22 protein-coding genes, 2 tRNA genes, 1 pseudogene and 1 riboswitch are annotated in these 17,968 nt (G+C 67.9%); of the genes and pseudogenes, 7 read left to right on the forward strand and 18 right to left on the reverse strand.

What is annotated here, in order from left to right; translation table 11 throughout:
- Positions 1–446 precede the first annotated feature (446 nt).
- Positions 447–584: a hypothetical protein gene (locus PY257_RS10805; RefSeq protein WP_275741633.1), complete on the forward strand. Its 138-nt coding sequence runs from the start codon at positions 447–449 to the stop codon at positions 582–584.
- A gap of 7 nt (positions 585–591) precedes the next feature.
- Here the strand turns inward: PY257_RS10805 and PY257_RS10810 are convergent, their stop codons facing one another.
- The 9 genes from PY257_RS10810 to PY257_RS10850 form a co-directional block, all read right to left on the reverse strand.
- Positions 592–1,371 carry an IclR family transcriptional regulator gene (locus tag PY257_RS10810; RefSeq protein ID WP_275741635.1) on the reverse strand — a complete coding sequence of 260 codons (780 nt, stop codon included), beginning with the start codon at positions 1,369–1,371 and terminating at the stop codon, positions 592–594.
- Positions 1,372–1,398: 27 nt separating this feature from the next.
- The gene (locus PY257_RS10815) at positions 1,399–2,151 is read right to left on the reverse strand and encodes an arginyltransferase (RefSeq protein ID WP_275741637.1); all 753 of its coding nucleotides are present in this window, start codon (positions 2,149–2,151) and stop codon (positions 1,399–1,401) included.
- A complete protein-coding gene (gene aat / locus PY257_RS10820) occupies positions 2,148–2,897 on the reverse strand; it encodes a leucyl/phenylalanyl-tRNA--protein transferase (RefSeq protein ID WP_275741639.1) in 750 nt (249 codons plus the stop codon). Before aat ends, PY257_RS10815 begins: the two co-directional genes overlap by 4 nt.
- 109 nt (positions 2,898–3,006) lie before the next feature.
- Positions 3,007–3,082 (reverse strand) — tRNA-Asn (locus tag PY257_RS10825).
- A gap of 43 nt (positions 3,083–3,125) precedes the next feature.
- Positions 3,126–3,201 (reverse strand) — tRNA-Asn (locus tag PY257_RS10830).
- Positions 3,202–3,213: 12 nt separating this feature from the next.
- Positions 3,214–4,125, reverse strand: a complete 912-nt coding sequence (thiE, locus tag PY257_RS10835) for a thiamine phosphate synthase (protein ID WP_275741641.1) — start codon at positions 4,123–4,125, stop codon at positions 3,214–3,216.
- A complete protein-coding gene (locus PY257_RS10840) occupies positions 4,118–4,936 on the reverse strand; it encodes a thiazole synthase (protein WP_275741643.1) in 819 nt (272 codons plus the stop codon). The genes thiE and PY257_RS10840 overlap by 8 nt, the downstream gene beginning before the upstream one ends.
- Positions 4,937–4,947: 11 nt before the next feature.
- A complete protein-coding gene (gene thiS / locus PY257_RS10845; protein ID WP_275741645.1) occupies positions 4,948–5,145 on the reverse strand; it encodes a sulfur carrier protein ThiS in 198 nt (65 codons plus the stop codon).
- A gap of 5 nt (positions 5,146–5,150) precedes the next feature.
- A complete protein-coding gene (locus tag PY257_RS10850) occupies positions 5,151–6,236 on the reverse strand; it encodes an FAD-dependent oxidoreductase (RefSeq protein ID WP_275741647.1) in 1,086 nt (361 codons plus the stop codon).
- Between the two features lie 114 nt (positions 6,237–6,350).
- Here PY257_RS10850 and thiD point away from each other — a divergent pair, with 114 nt between their 5' ends.
- Entirely contained in the window at positions 6,351–7,229 is an 879-nt protein-coding gene (thiD, locus tag PY257_RS10855; RefSeq protein WP_275741649.1) for a bifunctional hydroxymethylpyrimidine kinase/phosphomethylpyrimidine kinase, read from the forward strand.
- 299 nt (positions 7,230–7,528) lie between these two features.
- Here the strand turns inward: thiD and PY257_RS10860 are convergent, their stop codons facing one another.
- Both PY257_RS10860 and PY257_RS10865 read right to left on the reverse strand, forming a co-directional pair.
- Positions 7,529–8,803 (reverse strand): purine-cytosine permease family protein, encoded by a 1,275-nt coding sequence (locus tag PY257_RS10860; protein ID WP_275741651.1) that lies wholly within the window; start codon positions 8,801–8,803, stop codon positions 7,529–7,531.
- Positions 8,804–8,865: 62 nt separating this feature from the next.
- Positions 8,866–8,969, reverse strand: a riboswitch (TPP riboswitch).
- Positions 8,926–9,202: pseudogene (locus PY257_RS10865) on the reverse strand (hypothetical protein); the annotation flags it as partial. It overlaps the preceding riboswitch by 44 nt.
- 538 nt (positions 9,203–9,740) lie before the next feature.
- On the opposite strand from PY257_RS10865, the gene PY257_RS10870 reads away from it, so the two are divergent.
- Complete coding sequence (locus PY257_RS10870; RefSeq protein WP_275741655.1) at positions 9,741–10,016, forward strand: hypothetical protein; 276 nt, start codon at positions 9,741–9,743, stop codon at positions 10,014–10,016.
- Between the two features lie 187 nt (positions 10,017–10,203).
- On the opposite strand, the gene PY257_RS10875 is transcribed toward PY257_RS10870, so the two are convergent.
- The 6 genes from PY257_RS10875 to mltG are packed head-to-tail and all read right to left on the reverse strand — an operon-like array spanning position 10,204 to position 14,786.
- Entirely contained in the window at positions 10,204–10,884 is a 681-nt protein-coding gene (locus tag PY257_RS10875; protein WP_275741657.1) for an ankyrin repeat domain-containing protein, read from the reverse strand.
- Between the two features lie 2 nt (positions 10,885–10,886).
- Positions 10,887–11,687: a TatD family hydrolase gene (locus PY257_RS10880; RefSeq protein ID WP_275741659.1), complete on the reverse strand. Its 801-nt coding sequence runs from the start codon at positions 11,685–11,687 to the stop codon at positions 10,887–10,889.
- Between the two features lie 46 nt (positions 11,688–11,733).
- Positions 11,734–12,093 carry a PilZ domain-containing protein gene (locus PY257_RS10885; protein WP_275741660.1) on the reverse strand — a complete coding sequence of 120 codons (360 nt, stop codon included), beginning with the start codon at positions 12,091–12,093 and terminating at the stop codon, positions 11,734–11,736.
- Between the two features lie 25 nt (positions 12,094–12,118).
- Entirely contained in the window at positions 12,119–13,135 is a 1,017-nt protein-coding gene (locus tag PY257_RS10890) for a DNA polymerase III subunit delta' (protein WP_275741662.1), read from the reverse strand.
- Positions 13,132–13,788, reverse strand: a complete 657-nt coding sequence (tmk, locus tag PY257_RS10895) for a dTMP kinase (RefSeq protein WP_275741664.1) — start codon at positions 13,786–13,788, stop codon at positions 13,132–13,134. Before tmk ends, PY257_RS10890 begins: the two co-directional genes overlap by 4 nt.
- Complete coding sequence (gene mltG, locus PY257_RS10900; protein ID WP_275741666.1) at positions 13,785–14,786, reverse strand: endolytic transglycosylase MltG; 1,002 nt, start codon at positions 14,784–14,786, stop codon at positions 13,785–13,787. Before mltG ends, tmk begins: the two co-directional genes overlap by 4 nt.
- 45 nt (positions 14,787–14,831) lie before the next feature.
- On the opposite strand from mltG, the gene ygfZ reads away from it, so the two are divergent.
- The 4 genes from ygfZ to PY257_RS10925 all read left to right on the forward strand — a co-directional run bounded on the left by ygfZ (position 14,832) and on the right by PY257_RS10925 (position 17,509).
- A complete protein-coding gene (ygfZ, locus tag PY257_RS10905; protein ID WP_275741668.1) occupies positions 14,832–15,749 on the forward strand; it encodes a CAF17-like 4Fe-4S cluster assembly/insertion protein YgfZ in 918 nt (305 codons plus the stop codon).
- An 843-nt stretch (positions 15,750–16,592) separates the two neighbouring features.
- On the forward strand, positions 16,593–16,868 hold the full coding sequence (locus PY257_RS10915) for an antitoxin (protein ID WP_275741670.1): 276 nt from the start codon (positions 16,593–16,595) through the stop codon (positions 16,866–16,868).
- Between the two features lie 26 nt (positions 16,869–16,894).
- Positions 16,895–17,095 (forward strand): hypothetical protein, encoded by a 201-nt coding sequence (locus PY257_RS10920; RefSeq protein WP_275741672.1) that lies wholly within the window; start codon positions 16,895–16,897, stop codon positions 17,093–17,095.
- Complete coding sequence (locus tag PY257_RS10925; RefSeq protein WP_275741674.1) at positions 17,096–17,509, forward strand: type II toxin-antitoxin system VapC family toxin; 414 nt, start codon at positions 17,096–17,098, stop codon at positions 17,507–17,509. It abuts the gene before it with no gap.
- A 5-nt stretch (positions 17,510–17,514) separates the two neighbouring features.
- Here the strand turns inward: PY257_RS10925 and PY257_RS10930 are convergent, their stop codons facing one another.
- On the reverse strand, positions 17,515–17,961 hold the full coding sequence (locus PY257_RS10930) for a GNAT family N-acetyltransferase (RefSeq protein WP_345799243.1): 447 nt from the start codon (positions 17,959–17,961) through the stop codon (positions 17,515–17,517).
- Positions 17,962–17,968: the final 7 nt, after the last annotated feature.

The following is a 17,968-nucleotide window of genomic DNA, read 5'->3' on the forward strand; positions in this document are numbered from 1 at the left end:
AATCATGTAAAACCTCATCCGAGCATGGCTTACAAGGGGTGACATGGCTTAACTTCGGTGGATTGCCCGCGTAGCACGCGCCGGGCAATGTGCCCGTGACGATGATCCGGTCGTAGCACGACAACACGCCGTGCAGGTTGGGGGCGTAGCGCTCAGTCAATCCCGTCGCAGCCATGGTCGATCACCCTATTTCCGGCAGTTGAATCCCCAAAATTCGAGCAAGTGCCTGTCACGCATTGAGTTTCCATGCTTTCCAGACTCACCCATTTGGAACTGCTCTGCAGTCACGCGAAGTCTTTGGAAACCCGCATGGATATTGGGTTTCTTCAGTTTTTCGGTTGGGTCAACTGCCGGATTTAGGATCACTCCGCAATTGGGTCGGCGGCTATCGTATTCCCTGTTTGGTTCCGGCTCTGCCGGCTTGGGTTGAATCGGCGCCAACACTCGTGAGCCACATCGTGCGCGACCTGTTCCTGGTTCTGGCCGACCCCGAGGCGCAGGCAGCACGGATGACGGCGCCGGTGGCGGAGGATTTTGGCCGCGAGGACTGCGAGCGCCTGTTTGCCGCCGCTGTAGCGCAGTAGTCACGCGCTACGTGGGGCGATGCCCCAGCGACTCGGAGATCTGCCGCGCCGTGTCCTGAAGCTTCGAGAGCCAGCCTTCGTCGAGCCGGTCGGCGGGCGCGGAGATGGACAGCCCCGCGATCAGCCTGCCTTGGTCATCGTGGATGCCGGCGGCCATGCAGCGCACGCCGAGTTCCAGTTCCTCGTTGTCGCGGGCGATGCCGTACTGGCGGGCTTTGGCCAGTTCCCGTTCGAGTCCTGGCAGTTGCGTGATGCTGTTGCGCGTGTGCCCGGGCAGGCCCGTGCGCGTGGCATAGGCACGCACGCGCTGGGGGTCATCGGCGGCCAGGAACAGTTTGCCTGTCGATGTCAGGTGCAAGGGCGCATGGCCGCCGATGGCGCGCACCACCTGCATGCCCGAGCGCTCGCTGTAGGCCCGCTCGATGTAGACGATCTCGTCGCCCTGACGCACGCTGAGGTTCACCGGCTGCTGGATCAGCTTGTGCAATTCGCGCATTGGCCCCAGCGCGGCGTCGCGCACGTTCAATCGGGCCTTGACGAGGTTGCCCAACTCCAGCAGCCGCATCCCCAGGCGGTAGGTGCCCGATTCAGGCCGGTCGACGAAGCGGCCGATCGTCAGATCGTTGAGGATGCGGTGCGTGGTGGACGGGTGCAGGCCGGTTTTTTCGCTGATCTCTTTTAGCGACATTGCTTCCTCACGCGAAGCCAGCACATCGATCAGCGAGAACATGCGCTCGATCACCTGGACACTGGGCGTGGCGGGAATGCTGCTGTCGATTTTTCTCATTTACTGCGCTTTCAGGGGCGCTCTATTTTATGTTGTGAAATAGGAGCCGCGTACCCATCGGCCGCCGGCCAGAACCTCGTGGGGGCTGAAACGGGCCTTGTAGTTCATCTTGGCGCTGGCGGCGATCCAGTAGCCCAGGTAGACATACGGCAGATTCAACTGGCGCGCCTGCTCGATCTGCCACAGTACGTTGTAGGTGCCATAGCTGGCCGTGTGATCGTCGGGCTCGTAGAACGTGTAGACGGCGGACAGGCCGTCGCCCAGCACGTCGAGGATGGAAACCATCTTGAGCAGGCCCGGTCCGCCGTCCGCCGCAGGCGCGCGGAACTCCACGAGCCGCGAGTTGACCCTGCTTTGCAGCAGGAACTGCGTGTACTGGTCGATGCTGTCGTGGTCCATGCCGCCGCCCGCATGCCGGCCCGCCTGGTAGCGCAGGTAGAGCTGGTAGTGCTCGGGCACGAAGCACAGCCGCAGCACGCGCGCCTGCAGGCCGGCATGCCGCGCCAGAGCGCGGCGCTGGCTGCGGTCGGGGTGGAATTCGGGCGCCACCACGCGCAATGGCTGGCAGGCGCTGCAGCCGTCGCAATAGGGGCGATAGGTGAACATGCCACTGCGCCGGAACCCGCGCCCCACGAGGTCGGTGTAGGTGTCGTTCTGGATCAGGTGGCTGGGCGTCGCCACCTGTGAGCGTGCCTGGCGCTGCGGCAGATAGCTGCAGGGGTAGGGCGCTGTCGCATAGAACTGCAGCGTCTGGATCGGGAGGTCGTTGAGTTGCGTCACACCGTTTCCGCCTTCAGGGCCAGGAGCATATTCCAGTATACGGGATCGAACGTCCAGGCCGGGCCGGGCTGGCCGCGCTGCGCCTGTACCACGTCCAGAAATGCGCCGCGGGCGATCGCGCGCGCGCCCAGCGACGCCAGGTGGCGCGTGTTCTGCTGGCAGTCGATCAGCGGCACGCCGCCGCGCCGGCACAGGCACACCAGGGCCGCAAGCGCGATCTTCGACGCATCCGTGGCGCGGGCGAACATCGATTCGCCGAACACCGCGCGGCCCACGCCGACGCAGTACAGGCCACCCACCAGTTCGCCATCCACCCATGTCTCGACGCTGTGCGCATGGCCTGCCGCGTGGAAGGCCAGGTAGGCATCGATCATCTGCGGCACGATCCAGGTGCCCGACTGGCCGTCGCGCGGGGCGCCCGCGCAGGCGCGGATGACCTGCTCGAATGCCGTGTCCACGCGCACCGCGCAGCCGGGGGTGGCGCGAAAGCGCTGCAGCGTCTTGCGCAGCGAGCGGTGCAGGCGGAATTCATCGGTGAACAGCACCATGCGCGGATCGGGCGACCACCACAGGATCGGCTGCCCCTGGCTGAACCATGGGAAGATGCCCTGGGCGTAGGCGCTGCGCAGGTGCGCGACCGTCAGCGCCGCGCCGGCGGCCAGCAGGCCGGGGGCGGGGTCGCGCTCGCCCCACGCGCGTGAAGGCGGGGGAAACGGGTCGTCGGGTTCAAGCCATGGAAGGGACATGCGGCATGTGGTGCGCGAAAACGCGGATGCTGCATTGTCATGCCGAAATTGCAGGCTGCGGCGCTTGTACGGCGGCGCCGCTTTCAGCGCGGCAGGAGGCGCAGGGGGGTGGCTCCTCGACCTGGGCTCGAACCAGGGACCTACGGATTAACAGTCCGGCGCTCTACCGACTGAGCTATCGAGGAATGTCGGTGACGGCGCCGCGTGTGAAAGCGGGCCACGGGAATCTGGCTCCTCGACCTGGGCTCGAACCAGGGACCTACGGATTAACAGTCCGGCGCTCTACCGACTGAGCTATCGAGGAATGAGCCTTAAATTATATACACGAAAGCAGCGCCAGAAGTTCGTGGGCGGCCTGCTCCGGGTCGGGAGCGGCCACCAGGGCACGCACCACGGCGATCGATCCGACGCCGGTGGCCAGCACGTCCTGGAAGCGGGCGGCGTCAATGCCGCCGATGGCCACGCGCGGGTAGTGGCGCAGCAGCCCCGCATAGGCCGCGAGCCGCGCCATGCCCTGCGGCGCGGTGGGCATTTTTTTCAGTGTGGTGGGGAACACCGCGCCCATGGCGATGTAGCTGGGCCCTACGGCGTCGGCGCGCTGCATCTCGGCGTAGCCGTGGGTGCTGAGCCCCAGGCGCAGGCCGGCGGCGCGCAGCGCGTCCAGCGCGCCGCCAGGCAGGCCATCGAGGTCCTCCTGGCCCAGGTGCACGCCGTAGGCGCCCGCGTCGATGGCGGCCTGCCAGTGGTCGTTGATGAACAGCAGCGCGTGGGTGCCGCGCACGGCCTGCACGGCGGCCCGCACCTCGCGCGCCACGGCGGCGGGATCGGCGGACTTGAAGCGCAACTGCACCGTGGGCACGCCCGCGCGCGCCATGCGGCCCACCCAGTCGGCGCTGGGCAGCACGGCGTACAGGCCCAGGCGCTGCGGACAGGCGGGGAATGCGTGCGCGCGCGGCAGCGGCTGCAAGCCGAAGTCCACGGGCTCGCCGGGCCAGGCGGCGGCGTCGAAGGCGCCGGTGCGCGCCGTCTGCGCAGACCAGGCGCGGGCGATGGTCTCGGCGTCAGTGGCGATGAAGCCCAATACGCTCGCGGCGCGCAGCGCGGCGCGGTACACCGGGTCGTCGAGCGTGGGGGCGGGCGCGGGCTGGGCGGGGAAGCCCGCGAAGCGGGTCCCGTGGGCCTGCGCGATGCGCGCGGCCAGAGCATCGGTATCGTGGGCTTCAGCCATGGTCGTGGTGCCAGAAGGGCGTGCCCAGCACGGGTGTGCTGGGCTGGGCGCTGTCTTGCGCCTGCATGGCGCCGGCCAAGTACGCGGCGCGGCCCGCGGCCACGGCGCTGGCAAACGCGCCGGCCATGGTCACGGGTTCTTGCGACAGGGCCACGGCGGTGTTGAGCAGCACGCCGTCATACCCCCATTCCATGACCTGGCAGGCGTGAGAAGGCAGGCCCAGGCCCGCGTCGATCAGCATGGGCACGGCCAGCCGCTCGCGCAGCGTGCGCAGCGCATAGGGGTTGACGGGGCCGCGCCCGGTGCCGATGGGCGCGGCCCAGGGCATGACGGCCTGGCAGCCCACGTCCACCAGGCGCTGGCACAGCACCAAGTCTTCCGTGCAATAGGGCAGCACCTGGAAGCCTTCGCGCACCAGCAGGCGCGCGGCTTCCACCAAATTCAGCGTGTCGGGCTGCAGCGTGTAGTCATCGCCGATCAGCTCCAGCTTGATCCACGGCGTGGCGAACAGCTCGCGCGCCATCTGGGCGGTAGTCACGGCTTCCTGCACGCTGTGGCAGCCGGCGGTGTTGGGCAGCACGGGCACGGCCAAGCGCTTGAGCAGCGCCCAGAAGCCGCCGCCGTTTTCCGCCGGATGGGCGCCCTGGCGGCGCAGCGACGCGGTCAGCATGGCCGGCTGCGCGCGCCGCACGGCAGCCTCCAGCACGGCGGGCGAGGGGTAGCGCGCCGTGCCCAGCAGCAGGCGGCTCTCGAAAGCCTGGCCGTACAAAACCAGTGGATCGGCCAGCGGACTGGAAGTGGGTGATTCCATGGGAGAGAACTTCAGCCGCCCGTGACGGGCGCGATGATTTCCACGCGGTCGCCTTCCTGCAGGGCATGCAGGGCATAGCGCGTGTGGGGAACGAAGGCTGTGTTGACGGCCACGGCCAGCGGCGGCTTGGCGCCGATGCGGGCGATGGCGTCGGCCACGCTGGCGCCTGCGGGCAGGTCGTGGGTGGCCTGGTTGATCGTGACTTGCATGGCTGCTATTGTCCCGCGCCCGCCTCGACGCGCAGCGCCAGCCGTTCGGCCAGCGGCGACGCGCCCGTGGCGATCAGCTCCAGCGTGGCGTCCAGCACGGCGGGCGAGACCATGTAGCCGTGCCGGTACAGGCCGTTGACCTGCAGCGTGCGCGGCCCCAGCCGGCGGATGGCGGGCAGGTTGTCGGGCAGCGTGGGGCGGCACTGGGTGGCGATCTCCAGGATGCGCGCCTCGGCGAAGCCCGGGTGCACGGCGTACAGCGCGCTCAGCAACTCCAGTGCCGAGCGCACGCTGGCGGGCGACATGTCGTCGGATTCGATCTCGGTCGCGCCGACGACGAACAGGTGGTCTTCCTTCGGCGCGATGTAGATCGGGTAGCGCGGATGCACCAGCCGCGTGGGCCGCGCCAGCGCCACGTCGGGCGCGTGCACGCGCACCACCTCGCCGCGGATGCCGCGCAGCGCGCCCCATTCGGGCCGCGCGCCCAGGCCGCGGCTGTCGATCAGCCAGCGGCCCTGGTCGCAGGGGGCGCCCAGCGCGCGCGGGCTGTGCCAGTGCATGCGCACGCCCAGGCGCTCCATCGCAGCCAGCAGCGCGGCCAGCAACTGGCGGTTGTCGAGCTGTCCCTCGCCCGGCAGGTACAGCCCCTGCGCGAAGCGGCCCGCCACCGTGGGCTCGGCCTGGGCCAGCGCGGGCGCGTCCAGCGGACGCGGCGCGGGCAGCTCGGGCACGGCCTGGCGCGTGTGCGCCAGCACGCCGGCGAAGCGCGCGGCCTCGGCGGCGTCTTGCCGGTGCCATAGCACCAGCGTGCCGTTCTGCTGGAAGAACACGTGCTGCTCCAGCCCGGCGATGATCTGCGGCCAGCGTGCCAGCGCGTAATGGCCCATGCGCACCACGCTCGGCTCGGTCACGGCCGACTCGGCCAGCGGTGCCAGCATGGCGGCGGCCACGCGCGCGGCGGCGCCGTCGGCCTCGGGGCCATGGGCGTCGAAGATTTCCACCGCATGGCCCGCCTGCGCCAGCGACACGGCCAGCAGCCGGCCCATCAGGCCAGCGCCAAGGATGGTGAAGGAGGAAGAGGGGGATGCCATCGTATGCTATTTTATTGATAGCTCCTACCGCAGGTGAAATAAGCGCTGGAGCCGTTTTTTATTCATAAACCTGATCGTGCCCCCCATGTGCCGGCAGGGCTCATAATTTTCGCCATGACCGATTCGACAGTATTTGCGGCGGCGCAAGGCCAGCCGCCGGGCCGCTATGTGCGCGTGCTCTCCATCGCCGGCTCCGACTCGGGTGGCGGCGCGGGCATCCAGGCCGACCTCAAGACCTTCGCCGCGCTGGGCTGCTACGGCATGACGGCCATCACCGCCATCACGGCGCAAAACACCCAGGGCGTGCGCGCCATCCACGGCGTGCCGCCGGACATCCTGCTGGCGCAGATCGACGCGGTGCTCGAAGACATCGGTGCCGACGCGGTCAAGATCGGCATGCTGCACGCGCCCGAGGTGGTGCGCGTGGTGGCCGACGCTATCGCGCGCCACCGGCTCGACCGCGTGGTGCTCGACCCGGTGATGGTCGCCACCAGCGGCGACCGCCTGATCGCCGAGGAAACCGTGGACGTGCTGGTGCGCGAACTGTTCCCGCACGTGGCGGTCATCACGCCCAACCTCGACGAAGCCGCGCTGCTGCTGGGCCGGCCCGTGGGGGCGATTGCCAGCGCGGACGAACTCGGCGCCGTGGCCGGCGGCCTGCTCGCGCTCGGCGCGCCCGCCGTGCTGGTCAAGGGTGGGCACCTGCCGGGGCAGACCGTGACCGACCTGCTGGCCCTGCGCGACGGCACCCGGCACGCGCTGCAATCGCCGCGCATCGCCACGTCCAATGGGCACGGCACGGGCTGCACCCTGTCGTCGGCCATCGCCGCGCATCTGGCGCTGGGGCTGCCGCTGCGCGAAGCGGTGGAGCGTGGGCGCGCCTACATCCTCGGCGCCATCGCCGCAGGCGCGGCGGTGCGCACGGGGCAGGGCGCGGGGCCGCTCAACCACGGCTTCGCGCCGCTGGCGCAGAAGGTGCTGCCGGTGGGGTGATGCGTTGATCCTGGAAACGGCAGTTGGATGCGCCTGCCGGTGCCGTGATCGGGGTGCCAAGCAAGACGCGACGACGCGGCGGGCTACTGCCCGCAAGGAGGAGCAACGCCGCATGGCGCCCCGAGCGCGGTGCGGGCAGGTGCATGGCGCTCTCACCCACGAGGCGAACCCCATCGAAGCCAGCAACGCTCGATTTGACGCGGCCTGGCAAGGGATACGAAGCGGTCAACTGCTGTTTCCAGGATGATTGCATTGTAGGCAATGACTGTGGATCGGATGCCGTATGCTCCGGCAGGGATTCAGCGTGCGTGCTGGCGCGTAAGCCGTGCCAGCACGAAGGTGACCGCCAGCGTGGGCAGCGCGCTGCCCCATTGCGGGGCCCACTGCGCCATGGCGTGGTAGAGCGCGATACCGGCGATCCACAGCGCCGCCGGCACGCTGTCGACCGCCTGCAGGCTGGCGCGCCCGCCCCAGGCCAGCCGGCCCAGGATCACGCCGTACAGCGGCACGAAGACCGAGCTCAGCATCAGCAGGAACGGCTCCAGGCTGTGCATCGGCAGCACCAGCGCCAGTAGCGTGCAGGCCACGGCCAGTGCCAGCCCCCAGCGGCGGATGCTCCAGCGCGGCAGCAGGCTGTGGGTGCTGACGGCACCCGAATACACGTCGCCGTAGGCATTGTCGAGTTCGTCGATCAGTATCAGCCCCAGCGCCGCCAGCCCGCCCTGCGCCAGCAGCAGCGCGGCCACGAGGTCGGCGCCGGGCTCGGACACGCTCGCCACCACCACCCCCAGCCCGTAGCACCAGACGTTGGCCACGAAGTAGCCCGCCCAGGTACCGCCGAGCGCGCCGCGCCCGCTTTTGCCGTGGCGCGCGTAGTCGGCCACCAGCGGCAGCCACGACACCGGCATGGCGATCACCAGATCCAGCGCCGACAGCATGCCCATGCTGCCGGCGCCTGCGCGCTGCCAGAACGCCGCCAGGCCCTGGTCCGCCAGCCGCTGCGCGAACTGCCACGACAGCCACAGCAGCGACAGCACCACCAGCGGCAGCCCGAAGCGGCCCACGAACCGGCGCACCAGCGTGAGCATCGAGCCCGCGAGCAGCAAGGCCAGTACCACGCCCCACAGCCCGGTGAACAGGAGCGCTCCGGCAATGCCCCCGTCCACCCCGAATGCGCTGCGGGCGATGGCCGCCGTGCCGTCGCGCATCACCACCAATTCGAACGTGGTCCAGCCGACCAACTGCACGATGTTGAGCAGCACCGGCAGCCGCGCGAACGCGCCGCCATAGGCCGCGTGCATGAGCCCGGCGCTCGACAGCCCCGTGGCGCAGCCCAACCGCGCCGTGCAGGCCAGTAGCCCCGCGCCGATGGCCGAGCCGAGCACGATGGCGAGCAGCGCGTCGCGCGTGCCCACGGCGGGCACCAGGTAGGCGCCGACCTGCATCACCAGCAGCCCCACGCCGAGGCTGAACCACAGCGCGGCGTGCGCCGGCCAGCCGAACACGCGCCCGGCCTGGGCCACCGGGGCCAGGGCTTCGTTGACGACGGGGAGGGAAGAAGAAGGATTCGCCATGCGGCCGGTGCTCCAAGTGCGGGGCGCGCGCGGAGTCCGATAGGGCAGAGGGGTACGAGGTCCTGCTGCCGGTATCGGTTCCCTGCGCGGGGATTACCCCAATCAGGTTCAAAGGGACTCTCTCAGTCGCGGCCGGAAGGTGGCCGCAACACCCCTAGTGTTGAATTGCGTAAATTAGCGATAGTTTTTAAGCTGGGTTCCGCGAACCTCGCGCTTGCGCCACACGAAGTGGGCAGTCTTGTCGTTGTATGCAGCGGTGAAATCATGGATGGCTTGGGTGAGTTGCCCGGCGCTTGAGAAGCTTGCATTGTTCATCAGCGTCTTGCGCTGGAAGATGCCCAACCAGATTTCGAGCCAGCTTGCGCTGGTGAGCGTGAAGTGCAAGGTGATGCTCGGATGGCGCAGCACGAACAGGTGTTCGTCACGTCAGTTGCCCGTCAACGCCCTGGCGATGTCTTGCTCGCTGGCCTTGACGCGGCTGTGGCGATGGCGGGCCGGTACCTTGGGGGTGCGCGCGCCGGCAACGATGGTGCGGATGATACTCCAGCACCTCGAACACCAGCATCCTTCCAGTACACGCCAGTGGATTCCAACGCCACCGTGTCCATCCCGCACGCCAGCAGCCACTCAGGCCGGGAGAACCGTTGCAGCTTATGCCATACCGAGAACGTAATTTAACATAATATACATTGTATCAAGTAGGACACACTCTCACGGGTCGCCAAATAGATCGCCAGTGCCACGCCGCCAGCGAAAGCGCTCACCGCGCCAGTCGCTGGCAAAAGTTTTCCGTCTTCCTTCCCATGAGCTTTCAGGCCCAGCGCATCGTGCGCCTGGCCGCTTTCCTGACCTGGAGGCAGACAAGGCCCCAAAGCAGCGAATATCCTTTCCGGCCAAGAAGACTGCGTCCAAGAAGTGAACAGAGTAGGACCGCACCATGGAACTTGAAATTTTTGAGGCGCTCACCGCCGTCAATGTCCCTGCGGACAAAGCCCGCGCTGCTGCTGCATCCGTCAAGCGTGAAATCGATGAGCGTTACAGCCTTCATGCGGCCCAGCTTGCCGCCAGGGGCAATATCGAAGGTGCTCGCCGCGAGGTCGCGGACACTCGGACTCAGATCGCTGACATGAAGGCTGAAATGGTCAAATGCTTTGTCGGCACCATCATTGCTGTTGGTGGCATCACTGCCGCTCTACTCAAGCTCATGCACTGACCTTGTCAGCGTCAACATCGCAGCCGCCATCGGGCGGCTTTCTTTTAGCCAAAACCTATTAAGACGCGCTGGAAAAGGCCGCGACCTGGGCTTGCTCAGCGATGTTTTGATAGACGCTATCTATTGCAACATCGTGCCCGGTGCTTCCTCGCAACCTGGGAGGGCCGGTGCAAATTTGTGGATTTGACTACCATTTCCCTCGATTCGGCTGCATCCGCTGTATGGCAACCGTGATTCTGTCGACGACGGATTTCCTCTGCGACCGGCTGGCGAAGTCCAGCGCGGTCAGTCCCTGTTGATTTTTCAGGCGCGGATCGGCTCCTTCATCCAGCAGCAACTGCACCGCATCCTCCGATCCGTAGTACGCAGCCATCATCAGCGGTGTGGTGCCATTGGGCGATGCGGCGTCGATGTAGGCGCTGCTGTCCAGCAGCACGCGCATGATCGCAAGCTGATCCGGCGGATTACCCGTCACCGCATAGTGCAGCGGCGTCCAGCCGGGCTTGTTCACGTCGGCATCGCGCGCGATCAGGGTCTTGACGAGCGCCAGGTTGCCCTTGATTGCGGCAATCATCAGCGGGCTTTCATCCTTGGTATTGCGCTGCTCAACCCGGGTCTTGGGCGACTGCAGCAAGGCGTCAATGACATCCGGCGACGGCTCGCGCACGGCGATGATCAATGCAGTCTGGCCCTTGGGATCGAGCGTGTTGGGATCGAAGCCGCGCTCCAGCAGGCGCGCGATGGTCCGTCCGTCGTTGCGAATGGCAGCTTCGAAGAAATCCTCGTAGGAGCCGGCGGATGCCGACGGCACGACCACCGCGATGAAACAGCCCAGCAGGCTCCGGCGGCGCATGGAGTCGTTACCCATCGTCATTGCACCTTGAACAGGGCGTCGAAGTTGCGGCTCGTGGCTTCGCCCACTTCTTCGGCGCGCATCTGCCGGAGTTCCGCGATCTGGCGGGCCACGAAGGGCACGTAGGACGGGCTGTTGGTCTTGCCCCGGTACGGCACGGGTGCCAAGTACGGGCTGTCGGTCTCGATCAGCATGCGCTCCAGGGGTACAAATGCCGCCACTTCGCGCAGATACTGCGCGCTCTTGAAGGTCAGGATCCCCGAAAACGAGATGTAGAAGCCCCGGTCGAGCGCGGCGCGCGCCACCTGCGCAGTTTCGGTAAAGCAATGGAACACGCCGCCCGCCGCGCCCGCGGAGCCGTCCTCGCCCTCTTCCCGCAGGATTGCGAGGGTGTCGTCCGATGCGTTGCGTGTGTGGATCACCAGGGGCTTGCCGCATTTCCGCGCGGCACGGATGTGGATGCGAAAACGCTCCCGCTGCCACTCCATATCGGCCACGCTGCGCCCGCCCTTGCGCTCGTCCATCTGGTAGTAATCGAGCCCGGTTTCGCCAATGCCCACCACGCGCGGCAGCGCCGCGCGCTCCAGCAGGCCTGCCAGCGTGGGCTCCTGCACGCCTTCGTTGTCGGGATGCACGCCCACGGTGGCCCAGAAGTTGTCGTACTCCAATGCCAGCGCATGCACGTCCGCGAATTCTTCCAGCGTGGTGCAGATGCACAGCGCCCGGGTAACGCCGGCCTGCGCCATGGCGGCGCGCACTTCGGGCAGGTGCCGGGCCAGTTCAGGATAGGTCAGGTGACAGTGGGAATCGGTAAACATGCCGGGCAATATGGACCAAACCGCCGCGCCGGCCGGGCGCTGGCGGTCAGATCGTCTGGGTGGCGCGGTCGGAGGCGAGCGAACTGCCGAGAATCTCTTCGATCCTGGCCTTGAGCTGGCGCGACTTCTCGTCCTTTGGAAACTGGATGCCCACACCCTGCGTGCGGTTGCCGGCGGCGCGCGCCGGCGTGACCCAGGCCACGCGCCCGGTCACGGGGTGGCGCTGCGTATCCTCTGGCAGCGCCAGCAGCACGTACACGTCATCGCCCAGCTTGTATTCGCGCGTGGTGGGAATGAACAGCCCGCCTTCCGCAAACAGCGGGATATACGCCGCATAGAGCGCCGCCTTTTCCTTGATGGCAAGTTGCACGACGCTGGGGCGGGGCGCAGAGGGCGAATTGCTCATGGGCGTGTAGGGGAATGTCTGGCTGCTAGGCTCTGGAGTTTAGGACGTTTCGCGCCTGGCTCACAAGCATTTCGAGCATCAGGCCCGCATTGAACGGATGCTCGGCGGTGCGCGCGGTGCGCGCGAGTTCGCGTGCCCAGCGGGTCAGCCGGCCCAGTCGGGGTGGCTTGGGCAGGTCGGATGCGCTGAAATAGCGCGGCTGCGCGCCCACCGCGGCGGCGAGCATGTCGTGGCAGAGCTTTTGCAGCACGGCGACCGCATCGGCGGGAGAGGCGTCGGACAGCGCGGCCACGTCGCCGCGCGCCAGGGCCCGTGGCAGGCTGGCCCAGCGTTCGGGCGTGAGCCCGCCGCGCGCAAGGGCCAGCGCGTCGCCGGGCCGCCCGCCCGCCGCGCGCAGCAGCGCCTCGGCCTGCGCCGGCGCCACGCCCTGCTCCGCCAGCCAGCCGCGCATGGCGTCCAGTTCCGGCCAGACCATGGTGTGGCCCAGGCAGCGGCTGCGGATGGTGGGCAGCAGCAGGTGCGCGGCCTCGCTGGCCAGTACGAAGCGCGTGTCGCCCGGCGGCTCTTCCAATGTTTTCAGCAGAGCGTTGGCGGTCACGTGGTTCATGCGCTCGGCGGGGTAGACCAGCAGCGCCTTGCCGCGCCCGCGCGCGGAGGTGCGCTGGGTGAACTCGACCGCATCGCGCATGGCCTCCACGCGGATTTCGCGGCTGGGCTTGCGCTTCTTGTCGTCGATCTCGGTCTGGGCTTTTTCCGACAGCGGCCAGCCCAGCGCGATCATGTCGGTTTCGGGCATGAGCACGCACAGGTCGGCATGCGTGCGCACGTCGATGGCGTGGCAGCTCGCGCAATCGGCGCAGGCGCCCTGCGGCGTGGATGCCTCGCACAGCCAGGCGCGCACCAGCGCCAGCGCCAGGTCGTACTGGCCCAGGCCCGACGGGCCTTGCAGCAGCCACGCATGGCCGCGCTGGGCCAGCAGCGCGGCGCTTTGCCGCTGCAGCCAGGGCGCAAGCGCCGCCATCGGCGTATCCACCCCGCTCATGGTGCGCACGCCTGCAGCCAGCCGCGCCGCACGACCGCCGCATGGACCAGCGCCCACACCGCATCGCGCGCAAGCGCGGCGTCGATGCGCACGAAGCGGCCCGCGCTGGCCGCGGCGCGCTGCGCATAGCCGGCGGCCACGCGGCGGAAGAACTCTTCGGGCTGTGTCTCGAAGCGGTCGGGCACGCGCGCACCGGCCAGGCGCTGCGCCGCCAGCGCAGGCGGCAGGTCGAACCACAGGGTCATGTCCGGCTGCAGCAGCGGCGCGCCCTCGCCCTGCCGTTGCACCCATTGCTCCAGCGTGCCGAGCACGGCTGCATCGAAGCCGCGCCCCGCGCCCTGGTAGGCGAAGGTGGCGTCGGTGAAGCGATCGCACAGCACCACGTCGCCGCGCGCGAGCGCGGGGGCGATCACCTGTTGCACGTGGTCCCGGCGGGCGGCGAAGATGAGCAGCGCCTCGGTCAGCGCGTCCATGGGCTGGTGCAGCACCAGTTCACGCAGCGATTCGGCCAGCGCCGTGCCGCCGGGCTCGCGCGTGAGCACCACCACCCTGCCCTGTGCGCGCAGGGCTTCGGCCAGCGCCTCGATGTGCGTGGACTTGCCCGCGCCGTCGATGCCCTCCAACGAGATGAAGATTCCCGCCCCGGCGTTCATTTGCTGCTTCCCTGCGCCGGAGCGCGCTGGTACTGGTTGACCGCGCGGTTGTGCTCATCGAGCGTGGCGCTGAAATGGCTGCTGCCGTCGCCGCGCGCCACAAAGTACAGCGCCTTGGTCGCATCGGGCTGCACGGCGGCCAGCAATGCCGCCTTGCCGGGCATGGCGATCGGCGTGGGCGGCAGGCCGGCGCGGGTGTAGGTGTTCCAGGGCGTATCGGTCTGCAGGTCCTTCTTGCGCAGGTTGCCGTCGAACCTGTCGCCCAGGCCGTAGATCACGGCGGGGTCGGTCTGCAGCGGCATGCCGATGCGCAGGCGGTTGGCGAACACGCCGGCCACCAGCGGACGGTCGCCGGCCACGCCGGTCTCCTTCTCGACGATGCTGGCGAGGATGAGCGCCTCGTCGGGCGATTTCAGCGGCGTGTCGCCGCTGCGCTGCGCCCAGGCGGCTTCGAGGCGGCGGTCCATGGCGCGCAGCGCGCGCTGCAGCACGGCCACGTCGCTCGACCCCTTGGCGTAGGTATAGGTGTCGGGAAAGAACCGCCCTTCCGGGTGCATGCCGGGGCGGCCCAGCCGCGCCATGAAGGCCGCGTCGTCCAGCCCCTGCGTATCGGCCTTCAACTGGTCGGCGCGGGCCAGCGCCTCGCGCACCTGGCGGATGTTCCAGCCCTCCACCAGCGTCACGGCGCGCAGCGCCTCCTCGCCGCGCGCCAGCTTGTCGAGCAGCGCGCGCGGGGTGATGCCGCGCGCCAGTTCGTAGCTGCCGGCCTTGATCTGCCGGTCGCGGCCCGAGAAGCGAAACCACAGGAACAGCACGCGCGGGTCCACGCGAACCCCGGCATCGGCCACGGCGCGCGCCACGCCGCGCGGCGAAGTGCCTGGGTCGATGGACAAATCCACGCTGGGCTGAGCGGTGTCGAGCGGCGCGTTCAGCCACCACCAGGCGCCGCCGCCCAGCACGCATGCCAGCACCACGATGTATGCGAAGAATCGCCGCAAACCTCAGAACCCCACAGTATTTGGAGCGGGCATGATAATTCAGGCATGCATTCCCTCCTCCATGGCATCACCCCCCTGCCGCGCCTCGGCATCATCCGCGCCGAGGGCGAGGAAGCCGCCCAATTCCTCCACGGCCAGCTCACGCAGGATTTCCTGCTGCGCCAGCCCAACGAGGCGCGCCTGGCGGCGTTCCTGTCGGCCAAGGGCCGCATGCAGGCGAGCTTCGTCGCGGTGGCGCGTGCGCCCGGCGACATCCTGCTCGTCTGCAGCCGCGACCTGCTGGCCCCCACGCTCAAGCGCTTGCAGATGTTCGTGCTGCGCGCCAAGGTCAAGCTGACCGATGCCAGCGAAGCCTTCGCGCTGCGCGGCCTGGCGGGCAGCGCCGTGCAGGCCGTGGCCGGCGGCGTGCAGCCGCCGTGGCACCAGACCGACGCGGGGGCGGCCAGCATCGTGCACCTCTACCCGGCGGACGGCCAGCCGCGCGCGCTGTGGCTGGCGCCGGCGGATACGCCGCCGCCCGCGGGCGAGTCGCTGAGCGAGGCGCTGTGGCAATGGGGCGCCGTGCGCAGCGGCGTGGCCCTGTTGAGCGCACCCGTGGTGGATGCCTTCGTGCCGCAGATGCTCAATTACGAATCGGTGGGTGGCGTGAACTTCAAGAAAGGCTGCTATCCGGGGCAGGAAGTGGTGGCGCGCAGCCAGTACCGCGGCACGCTCAAGCGCCGCACCTACCTGGCCCATGCCGACGCACCACTGGCCGCCGGGGCCGAGGTCTTTCATTCAGGCGATGCCAGCCAGCCCTGCGGCACCGTGGTGCAGGCCGCCGCCGCGCCCGCTGGCGGCTTTGATGCGCTGATCTCGATCCAGATCGTCGCCACCGCATCGGGCAGCCTGCACGCCAGCGCGCCGCAAGGCCCGCTGCTGGCACTCGAGCCGCTGCCTTATGCGCTGCTGGCCGAGGTCTGAGCCGCGTAGATTCAGTGCCAAATCGGGCTTTGGCGCCTTCAAATCAAGCACTTGTGGCTATCAAAAGAATAGCAATCAGATATTCACATCGCCGCCACTCGCTGCGCGAACACTTCCTTGGCCGCAGACAAACCGTTGAGTGCGGCGGGATAGCCCGCGTAGATAGCCATCTGCATGATGACCTCTACCACCACATCCTGCTCGGGTTGATCGCCGAGGGCCAGGGCCTGGCGCTCATCCCCGCGTCGCTGCGCAAGAGGCGCGTCGCCAGGGCGTGGTGTTCCGGGCGCTGGCACCCGCGTCTGCCGGGTTGTCGATGAGCATCGCCGTGACCCATGCGCAAGGCAACAACTCCCCCGTGCTGCGGGCGTTGCTGGAGCTTGCGATGGTGGGAAAATTGGCCGCAAGCGCGCGCTACTCAAGCGGTTAATGCTCTTAAAACAATAGCGTTTGTGTGCTACCGCGCTGGTGGGTTGAACCTAGTGCAGTGTTCAACGCTAAGCAGCACATAAAACCGCGCCTTTTGACGCATGGCGGCGTTGCAAATCCTCGCGATAGCTACGGCTATCGCTGTGGTTTGCGCCTTGCCCTGCGCCAAAACGCATCGCTTTTATTGGTGCCGCCAAGCATCGAACACTGCACTAGAAACGGCAGTTGATGCACCTGCCAGCACCGCGCTCGGCGCGCCATGCGGCTTTGCTCCTCCTTGCAGGCAGCAAGCCCGCCGCGTCGCCTCCCTTGCAGGGCGCAGGCCTGTCGGAGACAGGCCTTCTTCGCACTAGGTTGAAATGCTCCGTCATTTGGCATATACTTTGGTATATACCAGCCCAAAAGGGACATGCCATGACCCAAGTCGCCAAGCTTTTCACCAATGGCCGCAGCCAGGCGGTGCGGCTGCCTGCCGCCTACCGCTTCGACGCCAGCGAGGTATTCATCCGCCAGGACAGCGTCACCGGCGACGTCATCCTCTCGCGCAAACCGCCCGACTGGGATGGTTTTCTGGCCGCGCTCCAAGGCGCCGAGGTGCCCGCCGACTTCCTGGGCCCACGGGAACGCAGCCAAAACCCGCAAAACCGCGACCCTTTCGACGGCTGGGTTGAACCTGGGAACAGCAGTTGACCGCTTCGTATCCCTTGCCAGGCCGCATGCAATCGAGCGTTGACGGCGCCGATGGGGTTCACCTCGTGGGTGAGAGCGCCATGCGCCTGCCAGCACCGCGCTCGAGGCGCCATGCGGCGTTGCTCCTCCTTGCGGGCATCAACATCAAGCCCGCCGCGTCGTCGCGTCTTGCCTGGCACCCCGATCACGGCACTGGCAGGCGCATCCAACTGCCGTTTCCAGGTTGAATGACCCGCTACCTGCTCGACACCAACACGGTAAGCCTCCTGATCCGGCAACACCCCGCCGTGCTGCGCCGCGTGGTCGCGACCCCGATGGCCAACCTGGCTATCTCGGCCGTGACCGAAGCAGAGTTGTTGTTCGGGCTGGCGAAACGGCCGCAGGCACAGCACCTGCACGCTGCCGTGCATGAGTTCCTGCGCCGCGTGGACGCCATACCGTGGGATAGCGCCACAGCGGCGCGCTACGGGGCTCTGCGCGCCAGCCTGGAGCGCCAGGGCCGCATGCTGGCAGCGCTGGATTTGCTGATTGCCGCGCATGCGCTGGCTTTGGGCGCCGTTCTGGTCAGCAACGACCAGGCGTTCGCCCAAGTGCCCGGCCTGGCACTGGAAGACTGGAAGACTGGACTATCTGAAAGCTGAAAGCGCTACAACACCCGCCGCATGGCGATATGCACAATGCCCGCTTCGTCAAACGGCTCCCCATAAGGCGCGAACCCCGCGCGGGCATAGAAACCTTCGGCATGGCGCTGCGCATGCAGGATGGCCTCGTGGTCACCGCGCTGGCGGGCGCGTTCCAGCAGTGCTTCGAGCACCATGCGCCCCAGTTTGCCGCCACGCGCCGGGCGGCAGACCGCCATCCGGCCGATGCGGGCCACGCCCGGCGCGTGGTGCAGCAGCCGCCCGGTGGCCAGCGGCTGGCCTGACGGGCCCAAGACCACGGCGTGCACCGCGCTGGCGTCGTCGGCGTCCCATTCCTCGGCGGCAGGTATGCCTTGTTCGTGTACGAAAACTTCGGTGCGCACCTGCGCAGCGGCCTGGCCGAGTTCGGCCCAGGTGCCTGTATGTATATGTATATGTAGTGTGGCTGTCATCTGCAAA

Origin of the sequence: Curvibacter soli (genome assembly GCF_029211125.1) — a bacterium.
Classification (GTDB): Bacteria; Pseudomonadota; Gammaproteobacteria; order Burkholderiales; family Burkholderiaceae_C; genus Curvibacter_A; species Curvibacter_A soli.

Excerpts from the sequence above, each read along its gene's own strand:
- tmk (WP_275741664.1), bottom strand. The coding sequence starts at position 13,788 with ATGAACGCCGGGGCGGGAATCTTCATCTCGTTGGAGGGCATCGACGGC.
- thiS (WP_275741645.1), bottom strand. The coding sequence starts at position 5,145 with ATGCAAGTCACGATCAACCAGGCCACCCACGACCTGCCCGCAGGCGCC.
- PY257_RS10810 (WP_275741635.1), bottom strand. The coding sequence starts at position 1,371 with ATGAGAAAAATCGACAGCAGCATTCCCGCCACGCCCAGTGTCCAGGTG.
- PY257_RS10850 (WP_275741647.1), bottom strand. The coding sequence starts at position 6,236 with ATGGCATCCCCCTCTTCCTCCTTCACCATCCTTGGCGCTGGCCTGATG.
- PY257_RS10890 (WP_275741662.1), bottom strand. The coding sequence starts at position 13,135 with ATGAGCGGGGTGGATACGCCGATGGCGGCGCTTGCGCCCTGGCTGCAG.
- PY257_RS10915 (WP_275741670.1), top strand. The coding sequence starts at position 16,593 with ATGACCCAAGTCGCCAAGCTTTTCACCAATGGCCGCAGCCAGGCGGTG.
- PY257_RS10885 (WP_275741660.1), bottom strand. The coding sequence starts at position 12,093 with ATGAGCAATTCGCCCTCTGCGCCCCGCCCCAGCGTCGTGCAACTTGCC.
- PY257_RS10930 (WP_345799243.1), bottom strand. The coding sequence starts at position 17,961 with ATGACAGCCACACTACATATACATATACATACAGGCACCTGGGCCGAA.
- PY257_RS10920 (WP_275741672.1), top strand. The coding sequence starts at position 16,895 with ATGCAATCGAGCGTTGACGGCGCCGATGGGGTTCACCTCGTGGGTGAG.
- PY257_RS10840 (WP_275741643.1), bottom strand. The coding sequence starts at position 4,936 with ATGGAATCACCCACTTCCAGTCCGCTGGCCGATCCACTGGTTTTGTAC.
- PY257_RS10880 (WP_275741659.1), bottom strand. The coding sequence starts at position 11,687 with ATGTTTACCGATTCCCACTGTCACCTGACCTATCCTGAACTGGCCCGG.
- thiD (WP_275741649.1), top strand. The coding sequence starts at position 6,351 with ATGACCGATTCGACAGTATTTGCGGCGGCGCAAGGCCAGCCGCCGGGC.
- PY257_RS10875 (WP_275741657.1), bottom strand. The coding sequence starts at position 10,884 with ATGGGTAACGACTCCATGCGCCGCCGGAGCCTGCTGGGCTGTTTCATC.
- thiE (WP_275741641.1), bottom strand. The coding sequence starts at position 4,125 with ATGGCTGAAGCCCACGATACCGATGCTCTGGCCGCGCGCATCGCGCAG.
- ygfZ (WP_275741668.1), top strand. The coding sequence starts at position 14,832 with ATGCATTCCCTCCTCCATGGCATCACCCCCCTGCCGCGCCTCGGCATC.
- aat (WP_275741639.1), bottom strand. The coding sequence starts at position 2,897 with ATGTCCCTTCCATGGCTTGAACCCGACGACCCGTTTCCCCCGCCTTCA.
- PY257_RS10870 (WP_275741655.1), top strand. The coding sequence starts at position 9,741 with ATGGAACTTGAAATTTTTGAGGCGCTCACCGCCGTCAATGTCCCTGCG.
- PY257_RS10860 (WP_275741651.1), bottom strand. The coding sequence starts at position 8,803 with ATGGCGAATCCTTCTTCTTCCCTCCCCGTCGTCAACGAAGCCCTGGCC.
- PY257_RS10925 (WP_275741674.1), top strand. The coding sequence starts at position 17,096 with ATGACCCGCTACCTGCTCGACACCAACACGGTAAGCCTCCTGATCCGG.